The organism is Spirillospora sp. NPDC047279 (assembly GCF_040643285.1).
Lineage (GTDB): Bacteria > Actinomycetota > Actinomycetes > Streptosporangiales > Streptosporangiaceae > Spirillospora.
On record NZ_JBEYUA010000010.1, the window covers coordinates 256,354 to 268,960 of the forward strand.

12 protein-coding genes and 1 tRNA gene are annotated in these 12,607 nt (G+C 69.4%); 5 read left to right on the top strand and 8 right to left on the bottom strand.

The features are described 5' to 3' along the window. Positions 1 to 114: 114 nt before the first annotated feature. From pknB to ABZ810_RS26430, 7 genes are all read right to left on the bottom strand, one after another. On the bottom strand, positions 115 to 1,917 hold the full coding sequence (pknB, locus tag ABZ810_RS26400; RefSeq protein ID WP_358407583.1) for a Stk1 family PASTA domain-containing Ser/Thr kinase: 1,803 nt from the start codon (positions 1,915 to 1,917) through the stop codon (positions 115 to 117). Between the two features lie 22 nt (positions 1,918 to 1,939). Beyond that, positions 1,940 to 3,310 carry a serine/threonine-protein kinase gene (locus ABZ810_RS26405; protein WP_358407585.1) on the bottom strand — a complete coding sequence of 457 codons (1,371 nt, stop codon included), beginning with the start codon at positions 3,308 to 3,310 and terminating at the stop codon, positions 1,940 to 1,942. Positions 3,311 to 3,383: 73 nt separating this feature from the next. Further along, positions 3,384 to 4,850, bottom strand: a complete 1,467-nt coding sequence (locus ABZ810_RS26410) for a penicillin-binding transpeptidase domain-containing protein (protein ID WP_358407586.1) — start codon at positions 4,848 to 4,850, stop codon at positions 3,384 to 3,386. Positions 4,851 to 4,908: 58 nt separating this feature from the next. Beyond that, positions 4,909 to 6,492, bottom strand: a complete 1,584-nt coding sequence (locus tag ABZ810_RS26415; protein ID WP_358407589.1) for an FtsW/RodA/SpoVE family cell cycle protein — start codon at positions 6,490 to 6,492, stop codon at positions 4,909 to 4,911. Between the two features lie 3 nt (positions 6,493 to 6,495). Further along, entirely contained in the window at positions 6,496 to 8,082 is a 1,587-nt protein-coding gene (locus tag ABZ810_RS26420) for a Stp1/IreP family PP2C-type Ser/Thr phosphatase (RefSeq protein ID WP_358407591.1), read from the bottom strand. Then, positions 8,079 to 8,555, bottom strand: a complete 477-nt coding sequence (locus tag ABZ810_RS26425) for an FHA domain-containing protein (RefSeq protein ID WP_358407593.1) — start codon at positions 8,553 to 8,555, stop codon at positions 8,079 to 8,081. Before ABZ810_RS26425 ends, ABZ810_RS26420 begins: the two co-directional genes overlap by 4 nt. A gap of 11 nt (positions 8,556 to 8,566) precedes the next feature. Next, on the bottom strand, positions 8,567 to 9,319 hold the full coding sequence (locus ABZ810_RS26430) for a DUF3662 and FHA domain-containing protein (RefSeq protein ID WP_358407594.1): 753 nt from the start codon (positions 9,317 to 9,319) through the stop codon (positions 8,567 to 8,569). A gap of 134 nt (positions 9,320 to 9,453) precedes the next feature. Here ABZ810_RS26430 and ABZ810_RS26435 point away from each other — a divergent pair. The 3 genes from ABZ810_RS26435 to ABZ810_RS26445 all read left to right on the top strand — a co-directional run bounded on the left by ABZ810_RS26435 (position 9,454) and on the right by ABZ810_RS26445 (position 11,221). Continuing rightward, a tRNA-Leu gene (locus ABZ810_RS26435) sits at positions 9,454 to 9,536 on the top strand. 452 nt (positions 9,537 to 9,988) lie between these two features. Beyond that, on the top strand, positions 9,989 to 10,570 hold the full coding sequence (locus ABZ810_RS26440; protein ID WP_358407596.1) for a TMEM165/GDT1 family protein: 582 nt from the start codon (positions 9,989 to 9,991) through the stop codon (positions 10,568 to 10,570). A 99-nt stretch (positions 10,571 to 10,669) separates the two neighbouring features. Beyond that, the gene (locus ABZ810_RS26445; protein WP_358407598.1) at positions 10,670 to 11,221 is read left to right on the top strand and encodes a VOC family protein; all 552 of its coding nucleotides are present in this window, start codon (positions 10,670 to 10,672) and stop codon (positions 11,219 to 11,221) included. A 23-nt stretch (positions 11,222 to 11,244) separates the two neighbouring features. On the opposite strand, the gene ABZ810_RS26450 is transcribed toward ABZ810_RS26445, so the two are convergent. Beyond that, positions 11,245 to 11,784 carry a helix-turn-helix domain-containing protein gene (locus ABZ810_RS26450; RefSeq protein ID WP_358407600.1) on the bottom strand — a complete coding sequence of 180 codons (540 nt, stop codon included), beginning with the start codon at positions 11,782 to 11,784 and terminating at the stop codon, positions 11,245 to 11,247. 93 nt (positions 11,785 to 11,877) lie between these two features. Between ABZ810_RS26450 and ABZ810_RS26455 the strand changes: the two genes are divergently transcribed. Continuing rightward, positions 11,878 to 12,285, top strand: coding sequence for a nuclear transport factor 2 family protein (locus ABZ810_RS26455; RefSeq protein ID WP_358407603.1), 408 nt, complete (start codon positions 11,878 to 11,880; stop codon positions 12,283 to 12,285). Positions 12,286 to 12,360: 75 nt separating this feature from the next. After that, positions 12,361 to 12,510 carry a hypothetical protein gene (locus ABZ810_RS26460; RefSeq protein WP_358407604.1) on the top strand — a complete coding sequence of 50 codons (150 nt, stop codon included), beginning with the start codon at positions 12,361 to 12,363 and terminating at the stop codon, positions 12,508 to 12,510. The last annotated feature ends 97 nt before the right edge of the window (positions 12,511 to 12,607 follow it).

Consider the following 12,607-nt stretch of genomic DNA (forward strand, 5'->3'; position numbering starts at 1 on the left):
TGCCCGGGAGCCGACGCCGGCCCCGCAGACAGCCGAAGGGCCCCTCTCCCGCAGCCGGGAGAGGGGCCCTTCGTTCGTTCGGACGGCTGATCAACCTCAGCCGCCACCGGCCGGTCAGCCGCTACCGGGAGGTGTCGGGATCGTCGGCGACGGCTGCTGCGTCTGCTTCGGCGCGACCATGATGGTCACCGACTCGCCCGGAGCCATCTTGGAGCCCGGGGTCGGCATCTGCCCGTAGACGAAGCCCGGCTGGACGGTCTGGCCCACGGGCGGAGCGACCACCTGCGGGTTGCACTTCAGCCCCAGCTGCTCGAGCCGGGCACAGGCCGACCGCTGGCTGCTGTTGGTGAGGTCCGGGACGTCGACCTGGCTCGGGCCGGTCGAGACGTAGACGGTGATCGTCGACTTCCTCGGACGCTTCTCGCCGGCGCTGGGGTCGGTCCGGATGACGGTCAGCCGCGGCACCGAGTCGTTGGTCTCGGTCCTGCGTTCGACCCGGAACCCCTTGGCCGCCAGGATGCCTCTGGCCTCGGTGTACGACTTGCCCTTGACGTTGGGCACCTCGAACGTCTCGGCCGGCTTCTTGCCCTTGGAGACGACCAGGTTGACCGCGGAGTCCTTGGGCACCTCCTGGCCCGCCGCCGGGTCGGAGCTGATGACCGCGCCCTCCTTGACGTCGTCGCTGAACTCCTCGGTCGTGTTGCCCACCTTCAGGCCGACCTTCTGGAGCTCGGCGACGGCGTCGTCCTTGGACTGGCCGACGATGTTGGCCGGGACGGCCACCTGCGTCTGCTCGTTGCCGCCGTCGCCGTCGCCGCCGGACAGCAGGATGGCGATCAGGGCGGCGCCGCCGACGAACAGCACGGCCAGCGCGATCCAGATGGCGGCCTTCTTGCCGTTGCCGCCGCGCCGGTCGAAGTCGTTGGCGTCGTCGTAGTGCACCGGGGGCAGGTCGTAGCCGGTGCCGACCGGCCGCTGCATCTGCGTCCGCGGGCCCATCCCGCCCATGACCTGGGTGCCCTGCGGGTGCCCCTGGGCGCCCATGAGCATGGTCGAGGCCGCGGTGGACGCCACCGGCTGGCCGTGCAGGGCGCGCTGGATCTCCTGGCGGAACTCGGTGGCGTTCTGGTAGCGGTGGTCGGCGTCCTTGGCCATCGCCTTGAGGACGATCGCGTCCGCCCACTGGGGGATCTCCGGGTCGACCTGCGACGGCGGGATCGGCTCCTCGCGGACGTGCTGGTAGGCGATCGCCACCGGGGAGTCGCCGGTGAACGGCGGCTTGCCGGTCAGCAGCTCGTACAGGACGCAACCGGTCGAGTAGATGTCGCTGCGCGCGTCGACGCGCTCACCGCGGGCCTGCTCCGGGGAGAGGTACTGAGCCGTACCGATCACCTGGGCGGTCTGGGTCATCGTGGACGCCGCGTCGTGCATGGCCCGGGCGATGCCGAAGTCCATGACCTTGACCTCGTGATTGCGGGTGAGCATCACGTTGGCCGGCTTGATGTCGCGGTGCACGATCTGGCCGCGGTGGCTGTAGTCCAGCGCGCGGAGGATGCCGTCGGTGATCTCGAGCGCCTTCTCCGGCAGCAGCGCGCGGTTTTCCCGGAGGAGGTCGCGCAGCGTGCTGCCGTCCACGTACTCCATGACGATGTACGGGATGGAGGTGTCGCCGATCATGTCTTCGCCGGTGTCGTAGACGGCGATGACCGACGGGTGGTTGAGCGACGCGGCCGACTGGGCCTCGCGGCGGAACCGGGCCTGGAACGTGGGGTCGCGCGCGAGGTCGGACCGGAGGGTCTTGACGGCGACCACCCGATCGAGGCGCAGGTCTCGGGCACGGTAGACCTCGGCCATGCCGCCGCGCCCGATGACGCCATCGAGCTCGTAGCGGCCGCCGAGCAGCCGAGGTTGACTCATATGTGTACTTTCCCTCGTACGTCTACACCTTGTCCTCCGAACCTAGCTCCCCGCTGACCGTGGGTGAGGGAACCGGGCTCGGAGTTGACGGAGTCGTGGTGCTCCCCGTCGGTGTGGGTGTTGGGGCGGTGGGAGTTTCCTTGGTCGGTTTCCTGGTGGGCTTCTTGTGGGACGTCCGGGGCGGCGAGATCGTTGACGTCGGTCCGGGAACGATCGGCCGCCGTCCATCGGTCTGTCGCGGGCGTACGGCGGGTGCCGCCGGTGCGGTACTGACGGCGGGATCGCCGTCAGGTCGTACGGTCGGCAGCGGACGCTGGTTTTCCACGAGCCCGGCCGAGGCGAATCCCCGCCACAGCGAGCCGACCACGATGACGCCGAGCAGCACGACGCCGGCGGCCACCGAGGTGTACATCAGTGCCGTGCGTCGTTGCGCGGGCACCTCCGTGAGGTTATCCGGCCTTCCGTCGCCGTCAAACTCTCGCAAAGATCGCGAGATTTCGGAAGATCGCTGCTCGTCGGATGATCGGCGGGGCCGACCGGGCGGCCCGTCCAGGAGGTCCGCGCCGTCGCCGTCGAGGAGGGCCCGGCGGATCGTCTCGGCCCGGTCGGCGACCTCGCCAGCGTCCAGCGGGCGTTCTCCGGGGTCCTTGGCCAGCAGCTCGGTGATCAGCGACCGGACCGCGGCGGGCACGTCGGCGGGAAGCTCGGGCGGGGCCTCGCGCACGTGCTTGAGCGCGATCGCCACCGGGGAGTCGTCGTCGAACGGCGGATCGCCGGTCAGGGACTCGTAGGCCACCACGCCCAGCGAGTAGAGGTCGGACGACGGCGTGACGTCCTGGCCGGACGCCTGCTCGGGCGAGATGTAGTGGGCGGTGCCCATGACCATGCCGGTCTGCGTGCGCGTGCTCGCCGCGCGCACCTCGCGGGCGATCCCGAAGTCGGTGATCTTGACGGTGCCGTCGGAGGTGACCAGCAGGTTGGGCGGCTTGACGTCGCGGTGCACGATGCCGTGGTCATGCGCGACGGCCAGCGCCCGCGCCGCCTGCCCGACCAGGTCGAGCACCGCCTCGGGGGTGAGCGCGCCGGTGCGGTCGAGGATGTCGGAGAGCGGTTCGCCGGGCACCAGCTCCATGACCAGGTAGGCCCGGCCGTCCTGGTCGCCGTAGTCGTAGACCTGGGCGATGCCGCCGTGCCGGAGCCCGGCCGCGAACCGCGCCTCGGCCCCGAACCGCCCGCACGCCCGGTCGTCCTCGATCAGCTCCACGCGCAGCAGCTTGACCGCCACCTCGCGGGCGAGCATCTCGTCCAGGGCCCGCCAGACCTCGCCCATGCCGCCGGTGGCCAGGAGTTCGAGCAGGCGGTAGCGGTCGTTCAGCAGCGGTTCGCCGCTCATGCCACCTCCCGGACGGCACGCAGCGCCGGCGTGTCCGCGGGGGACACGCCGGCGGGCGGGGAGGCGGGGGTGTTCATGAGTCCTTGCGCACCGCCTGCATGATCCGTCCGGCGACCGGTCCGGCGAACTCGCCACCGGAGCCGTCGCCCTGGGTGAACACGGCGAAGGCGTAGCGGGGCTTGTCGGCGGGGGCGAATCCGACGAACCACCGGTTGTTGAACTCGACGCCGTCGATGTCGGCGGTGCCGGTCTTGCCGGCGATGTCGAACTGGGCCAGCGACTTGGCGGTGCCGCTGCGCACCACCTCGCGCATCATGTCGGCGAGCTGGTCGGCGTTGTCACCGGGCATCGCCTGGCCGAACTGCTTGGGGTCGGCGTCCTGGACGGTGCCGCCGTCGTCGCCGGAGATGACCTTCTGCACCAGGTACGGCTTCATGATCTTGCCGTTGTTGGCCGCGGCCGCCGCGACCATCGCCATGTGCAGCGGGGTGGCCGAGTTGCTGCCCTGGCCGATCGAGGCGAGGGCGGTCTGCGCGCCGTCGGCGTCCGGCTTGACGAAGGAGCTCTTGGCCGTGCGCATGTTCGGCTCGACTTCGACGGCCTGGTCGTACCCGAACTTCTTCGCCGTGTCGAGGACCTTGCTCTTGCCGAGTTGCTCCGCCCCCAGGATGCCGTACGTCGTGTTGCAGGACTCGGCGAACGTCAGGATGAGCGGGGCCTGGCCGGCGCCACCGCAGGCGCCGCCCTCGTGGCTGTTGGGCAGGGCGACCGAGGTGCCGGGCAGGTTGAACGTCGACGGCGCCGGCACCGAGCTGTCCTTGTTGAGGCCGTTGTCCAGCGCCGAGGCGGCGACGACCGTCTTGAACGACGAACCCGGGAAGTTGGTGTCGCTCATCGCCTTGTCGACGGTGGGCTTGGTCCGGGAGTTGTTGAGCTCGTCGAACCGCTTGACGCCCGCCTCGCCGGACTGCGGGGCGACCGTCGTCGGGTCGTACGACGGGAAGGAGGCCATCACCTTGATCGCGCCGGTCTTGATGTCCATCACCACGGCCCCGCCCTTGCGGTTGCCGCTGGCCTGCTGGAGCTGGCTGTAGGCGACGCGCTGGGCGGCCGGGTCGATGGTGGTCTGGATGTCGGCGGCCTTGGCCTTCTTGCCGATGAAGGTGTCGAACCACTTCTGGTTCTTGAGGCGCTTGTCCTGCCCGCTCAGCAGGTCGTTGTAGGCCCGCTCGAGCCCGCCCGCGCCGGCCGAGCCGGTGAAGTAGCCGGTGATCGGGGCGAAGACCTCGCCGTCCTTGTACTTACGGCCGTACTTGGGGTTGGCCTTGCCGGTCTCGACGGCCGTGACCAGGATCTCCGGGCCCGCGATGATCTTGCCGCGCGGCTCGTTGAACGTGTTGAGGTACTTGCGCGTGTTGATCGGGTCCTCGCGCAGGCTCTGCGCCTGGCTGCCCTGGACGTAGTTGACCTGAGCCATCAGCCCGAAGAACAGCAACAGGCCGAAGATCGCCACGCGGCGCAGCGGCTTGTCCATGTTCATGAGTGATCGCTCCACATCCTGCGTTCGGGGGGCCTGCCGTTCATGACGTGTGAAATCCCTACCTGGTGCTCACGATCTGGGTCATGCCCTCGTCCTGGATCGCCTGCGGGGCCGGCTTGCGAGCGTCGTGGCTCATCCGGACCAGCATCGCGATCAGGATCCAGTTCGCCATCAGCGAGGAACCGCCCTGGGAGAGGAACGGCGTCGTGAGGCCCGTGAGCGGGATGAGCTTGGTCACTCCGCCGACGATGACGAACACCTGCAACGCAAGGACGAACGAGACTCCACCCGCGAAAAGTTTCAGGAAGGGGTCGCGTGCCGCGACGGCGGTTTTCATGCCGCGTTGCACGATCAGCGCGTATATCAGGAGCAACACCATCAACCCGGTGAGACCGAGCTCCTCGCCGAGCGAGTCGAAGATGAAGTCGCTGAAGGACAGGGGGGTACGCCAGGGCTCGCCCTGGCCGAGCCCGGTGCCGAGCACACCGCCTTCGCCGAGCGCGAAGAGGCCCTTCATCAGCTGGGCGCTGTCGGAGTATTCGCCGCCGAGCTTCTCGCACGCGGTGAAGCCGGGGAACTGGCTGCCCGCGGCCTTGGCCTGCTTGAACAGATCGGTGTCGGGGTTGACCGGCACGACCCTGTCGTCGACCAGGCAGCCGCCGTCGAAGTAGGGCTTGGGGTTCTGCCAGATGCTGATGCGCTGGTTGACGTGGCCCATGAACGGCAGCAGCGTCGCGATGAAGATGCCGATGGCCAGCAGCCCGACGCCGATCATGACCCAGGAGACCCGCTGCGTGGCGATGTAGAGCATCGACACGAACAGGCCGAAGTAGAGCAGCGCCGTACCGAGGTCCTTCTGGATGAACAGCACGCCCAGCGCGAAGAACCAGATGATCATGATCGGGCCCAGGTCGCGGGCCCGGGGCAGGCTGAACGGGCCGACCTTCTTGCCGACCAGCGACATCGCCTGCCGCTTGTTGACCAGATAGCCGGCGAAGAAGATGACCAGCAGCAGCTTGGCGAACTCGCCGGGCTGCACCGAGAACGGGCCGATGAAGATCCAGACGCGGGCGCCGTTGACCGAGCCGCCGAGGCCCGGAACGATCGGCAGCAGCAGGAGGATCATCGCGACGAGCCCGGTGATGTAGGTGTAGCGCTGCATCGTCTTGGGGCTGATGGCCAGCGGGCCCTCGCCGTTCTTGGTGTCGCGCATGACCATCACGGCCACCACGAACATCGCCATCGCGACGAACGTCCACATCAGCTGGCCGGGCGCGGACGCCTCGTCCTCCGCCAGCTTCTGGCCCTTCTCGATCGCCTCGATCTTGGTCTTGCTGGTGTCGAGGTCGAGGCGGTAGATCATCGCCAGGCCGATCCCGTTGAGCGCCACCGCGAGCGGCAGCAGCAGCGGGTCGGCGTACGGCGCGAACTTGGCCTGGACGAAGTAACCGCCGAACGCCAGGACCGCGAGGCCGCCCCCGTACAGCGGCAGGCCCAGGGGGAGCCGGCCGTCGCGCGCGAGGCCCACCTCGGCGAACGCCGAGAGGGTCAGCACCATCGCGAAGATCAGCAGCGCCAGTGACGCCGCGTTCCGCTTGGTGTACGGAATCTGCGCGCGGATCTGTCGTCCGATCGAACTCATCGCTTACTGGCCCCGGCTTTCGGCTTTCGGACAGTCCTTCAGGGACGCGGGGTCGGCCTTGCACTGCTGAGCGTGGACACCGAGCTCGTCGAACCGCTTCTTGGCGGCGGTCATGCCGATGAACGAGAACAGGCCCTTGTCGACGGCGTCGGCCTCGCCGGTCGGCAGGTCCAGGAGCTTGATCTCGCTGGGCTGGGCCTTGCTGGGCTTGCAGCTCTGCTGGCCCTTGCCCTTGACGATGACGACCTTGCCGCCCTCCTGCTGAAGGGAGTACTTGCAGACCGCGACCTCCAGATCGCGCAGGGCCTCGGGCCCGTCGACGGGAAAGGTCTCCCGGACGTCCTGAGCCCGTTCTTCCGGCAGGTCGGACAGCAGAATGGCGTTCTTGGGCTGCTCGTTGGCGCGCCGCGACAGGGAGATGCCCGGAACCTCCTGGTTGGTGCCACGGAAGAGCACCACCTGGCCGTTCTGCTCGCCGATGAAGTAGCCGCTGCGCACGTACCGGACGGTCGCGAAGCCGCCCGCGACCAGCGCGATCAGGACGACGCCGGCGGTCACGATCAGCCAGGTCCAGCGGCGGGCGCCGCCGCGGCCGGCCCGCCGGGACTCCCGGTGGGGCATCGGCTGCTGGACGGCACCGGGCGGCGCGGCGCCCATGGGCTCGTTGAGGGGGCCGGGTCCGGGCGGCGGCATCTCGTCCACCGCGACCGGCGGCTGCGGCATGGTGTCGCGCAGCTGGGCCGCGCGGCCCGCCGGGGTGTCGATCGCCGTCGTCGCGGCGGGGTTGTGCCCGCCCGAGCCGTCCGGGGGCGCGGCCGCGTTGGCCGCGGCGCCCACGGCGTGTCCCGGGCCCGGCTTCTGCTGCTGGCCGAGCTCGACGACGTCGGCCACCACGCAGGTGATGTTGTCCGGGCCGCCGCCGCGGTTGGCCAGGTCGATCAGCTGCCGGATGGCCTGGTCGGGCTCGTCGGAGTCGGTCAGCACCTGGAAGATCGTCTCGGCGGTGACGACGCTGGACAGCCCGTCGGAGCACAGCAGGTAACGGTCGCCGACCTTGCCCTCGCGCAGCGAGAGGTCGGGGTCGACCTCGCCCCGCCCGTCCAGCGCCCGCAGCAGCAGTGAACGCTGCGGGTGCGTCGCCGCCTCGTCCGGGCTGATCCGGCCCTCGTCGACCAGCGACTGGACGAGGGTGTGGTCGTGCGTGATCTGGAACAGGCTGCCGTCGCGCAGCAGGTAGGCGCGCGAGTCGCCTATATGGACGAGCGCGACCTGGTTGCCCGCCCACAACATCGCCGTCAGCGTGGTGCCCATGCCCTGCAGGGCGGGGTCGGACTCCACGATGCGGTGCAGGTTGTCGTTGGCCGACTTGACGGTGTGCTCGAGCGCCGCCAGCAGCTCGGTCGCGGGCAGCTCCTTGTCGAGCTTGCGCAGCGCCTCGATCGCGGCGGCACTGGCGATCTCGCCGCCCACGTGCCCGCCCATGCCGTCGGCGACCGCGAGCAGGTGCGATCCCGCGTAGGCCGAGTCTTCGTTGCCCTCGCGCAGCATGCCGACATCGGAGCGCGCGGCGTATCGGATTCCCAGAGTCATTTGCGCAGCTCGATCACGGTCTTGCCGATACGGACCGGCACGCCCGGGGGAACCGGCATCGGCCGGCTCACCTTCGTGCGGCCGAGGTAGGTGCCATTGGTCGATCCGAGATCTTCCACGATCCACTGACCGTCCTGCGCGTAAATTCGGGCATGCCGACTCGAAGCGTAGTCATCGGTCACCACCAGCGTGGCGTCATTTGCCCGACCGATGGTGATGGGCACCCCTGTGAGATCTATGACGGTCCCTGCCCGTTCGCCCTGGACGACGACCAGCTTCGTCGGGGCGCTGCGCTGCGGTGCCCGCGGCTGCTTGGGCGGCTTGGCCGCCTTGGCGGGCCTGGGCTGGGCGGCCCGCGTGGCCGCCTTCGAGCCGAAGAGGTCGGCCCGGATCACACCGACGGCGGCGATGACGAAAAGCCAGAGCACCGCGAGGAACGCCAGCTTGATCAGCGTGAGGGTGAATTCGGACATCGGAGTCGGGGTTACTCCCTATCGCGGCGGAACACGAGTGTCGTGCGGCCCATCGTGACGCGGGAGCCGTCGACGAGTGTCACTCGCCGGATCGGTTGCCCGTTCACGAAGGAGCCGTTGGTCGACCCTAGATCCACGAGGACGATTTCGGGACCTTCTACGCGGATCTCGGCATGGTGCCGGGAAACGCCCGGATCGACAAGACGCAGGTCGCAGTCTGTACCGCGACCGAGCAGCGTCACCGGTGTATTGATCTCATATGTGCGCTGGGTGGCGTCGGCGCCCTCCACGGCCGTGGTGACCAGTAGTCGCGGATGACCCCCGAACGCGCCGGCCGGGCCCCGTGGCACGTCGCTCGGAGGCTGGCGGATCTCCCCGCCCTCCAGCGTCGTCCCCCGGATCACGCCCGACCTGATGCGGAACATGCCCGTGGCCAGATCTCCGGCGTTCTCGAAACGGACGCGTACCGGACCGACGAAGGAGTACCCCTGCTCCTTCGCGTACTCCCGGGCCAGATTCGCCAGCTCCTGGCTCAGGCTGTCGGCATAGACCTGCAGCCGCTGCCCGTCCTGCTCGGAGATCTCGACGACGAAATCGTTCGGAACCAGTGTCCGGCCCTGAGCCACGATCGCGGCGCGGTCGTCCATCTCGCGCTGCACAGCACTGGCCACCTCGACCGGCTGCAGCTCCGACTTGAAGGCCCTGGCGAAGGCTCCTTCGACCATGCCCTCGAGCCGTCGCTCGAAGCGCTGAATGACGCCCACGGGCACCTCCCTTCCCCACTGGTAGACGATCGTATCGGTGTGAAGGTTCGCTCGAAGTATGTGGATACCTAACCACTGCTCAGCCCGTGCTAGCCTTTTCGAGCACGCCCCGAAGGGGGCCGATGCGGCACCCCGGGCGGGTGGCGGAACGGCAGACGCGCACGGTTCAGGTCCGTGTGTCCGAAAGGATGTGAGGGTTCAAATCCCTCCTCGCCCACTCTCACACTCGAAGAGGTAGTGACACTGCTCCTACCCCCACAGTGACGGAACGAGCCCCCACGCGACAAGCGATGGGGGCTCTTCTCGTTACCAAGGGTCAACGCCCGCACCCGCCCGCACCAGTGCCCGCTCCGCGCGCCCGCCGGCGACTCCAGAGGGTGGCCCGACGATGGCTGGTTGCGGTCAGGTGGCCTGAGATCGCCTAGAATGGGCGACGGCGAAGGGGAGTAGTTCTGCGATACCGCTGGTCGACATGCTGGATCTCTCGTGAGGTCCCGGCCATCGGGCCCGCCGCGCGAGCGGCCGGGTGAACGAGACCTTCGGCCACGGCATGACCGTCCCACACGACCGTGTGGGCCGTTCCGTCATGCCGGGCCGAGTGGTCCTTCCGTTCCCCGCCTCGGGTGCCGGCCGGAGCTCTCGACCCGGCCCGGGCAAAGGCTCTCCCGCATGAACTTGGACCCTCTGGCGCTCCTGACCGCGTTCGGCTTGATCTTCCTCGCCGAACTTCCCGACAAGACGATGTTCGCGTCGCTCGCGATGGGCACGCGCATGCGCCCGCTGTACGTGTGGTTCGGCACCTCCACCGCGTTCATCGCGCACGTCGCGATCGCCGTGGGCGCAGGCAGCCTGCTCGGGCTGCTGCCCGGCATGGCCGTCAAGCTGGTGTCGGCCGCGCTGTTCGCGTTCGGCGCCCTCGTGCTCCTGCGGGGCGGCGACGACGACCAGGACGATGAGGCGGCACGGACGGTGACGGGATTCTGGCCCGTCTACGGCACCGCCTTCATGGCCGTGTTCATCAGCGAGTGGGGCGACCTGACCCAGATCACCACCGCCAACCTGGCCGCCACCAACGGATGGTTGCCCACCGCGATCGGCTCGGCCGCGGCCCTGATGACGGTGTCGGCGCTGGCCCTGCTGGCGGGCCGGTTCATCGCCAAGAGGATGCCGCTGAAGACCGTGCAGCGCATCGGCGGCCTGTGCATGGCGGGCCTGGCGATCTGGACGCTCATCGAGGCGTTCACCGGCTGACCGGCGTCCATCTGACGCCCCAGGGGCGTATAGGACGGGAACTGGCCTATTGCGTTCCTAGCCTGGCCACGAGCGACCGGCACCAGGGAAAGGACCGCGATGTCCCAGAAGAAGAACGTCATGTCACAGGACGGCGCGACGCCGCAGGGCTACACGACCGTCGCGCCCTGGATCGTCACCGACGACACGGGGGCCTTCCTCGACTTCGTCACCCGGGCGTTCGGCGGCGTCGAGCTGGGGAGGGTCGCGACCGAGGACGGCTCGATCGGGCACGGTGAGATCAGGGTCGGCGACACCGTCGTGCTGGCGTTCGACCGGCGTGCGGACTGGCCGGTGCTGCCGAGCCTGCTGCGCGTCTTCGTGGCGGACGCGGACACGGCGTTCGCCCGGGCCCTCGAAGCGGGCGGCCAGGTCGTCACCGCCCTGTCCGACAACGCCTTCGGGCAGCGTGGAGGCCGGGTCAAGGACCCCTTCGGCAACATCTGGTGGGTGGTGGCCCACGTCGAGGACGTGCCCGAGGACGAGATCTGGAAGCGGCTGCGGGAGCCCGTCTACGCCGAGGGCATGCGCGTGGCCCAGGAGACGCTCGACGCCGAGCTCGGCGGCGGGCGCCAGGGCCGCAGCAGCGCCCCCGTCCAGCCCGCCGGCTGACCGGGCCCAGGTGTCGTGCCCGTTCAGGCGGGGCGCAGGCCGGAGGTGATGACCTCCAGGGACATCGGGGCCTCCTCGACGGCGCGCGAGGCGGCGACCAGGAGCGCCATGACCTCGCGGACGCCGATGTCGGCGCGGACGGCGCCGGCGTGCTGGGCACGTTCGAGAAGGGTGGCCAGGGCGGCCCGGAGGCGGCCCGCGGTGTCCGAATCGGTGGCCGTGGCGACGCCGGCGGCGGCCAGCGCCTGCATCACGGCGTTCTTGGCCGTCGAACGCTGGACGACCCCGGTGAAGAACGTGAAGAAGGCCGCCTCCGGGTCGTCGGCGGCGAGCAGGGCGTCCGCCTCCTCGGCGAGGCCCCGAACCAGCTCCGCGAGCACCGCCTCCAGCAGCGACTCCTTGGTCGGGAAATGGCGGAACACCGTGCCGATGCCGACACCGGCGCGGCGGGCGATCTCCTCGGTGGAGGCCGAGGTGCCGAGCTCGGCGAACACGGCCTCGGCCGTCTGGAGGATCTTCGCGCGGTTGCGGGCGGCGTCGGCGCGCAGGGGTCTGGCGGGCATCACGGTCTCTCACGTTGACAAGCGGAGTGGCGACTCCGTATCGTCCGATTAATCGGAGTCATTACTCCGGATCCTATCGTGCGAGGAGCACTCATGAACGAGGCACGCGAGGTGTTCGGACGGCTGCTGGCCTGCTTCACCGAGGGCCGGTGGCAGGACCTGGCAGATCTCTACGCGGACGACGTCGTGGTCGAGTGGCCGATGGCGCACCCGCCGCACCCCACCACGATGACCGGCAGGGACGGCCTCGTGGCGCGGACCGAGGTCGCGTCGCGGCGGCCCTTCGAGCTGTCGGCGCACAACGTCGTCGTCCATGAGACCGCCGACCCGGAGGTGGTCATCGCGGAGTGGGACTACCGGACCCGGGTCACCACGACCGGCCACACGTTCACGTCCGCCAACATCCAGGTGGTCCGGGTACGCGACGGCAAGATCGTCGCCACCCGCGACTACCACGACTTCCAGGCGCTGGCTCAGATCCCCGCCCCCTCGGAGCCCTGATCTAAGGCGATCTGAGGCATGGAGATAAGGCGTTGTCCCCATGTGGGACCGGGCGCCTTAGCGCGAATCTCTCAGGTGTCGGGCCGAACGGTCGGCCGGACGGAGAGCTGGGAGATCGCGATGATGCACCACGAGGTGACCAAGGCCCTTGCCGCCGACCGCATCCGCCGGCTGCGCGCCGAGGCGAAGGCCGACCGCCAGGCCGCCAAGTCCCGCAAGCGGTGACCGCCGGCTCCCGGCGGACGGCCGAGAAGCCACCACCCCTGACCGACCAGGAAATCCCTGCCGCTCCCACGAGCGGCAGGGATTCCTCGTTTCCCAG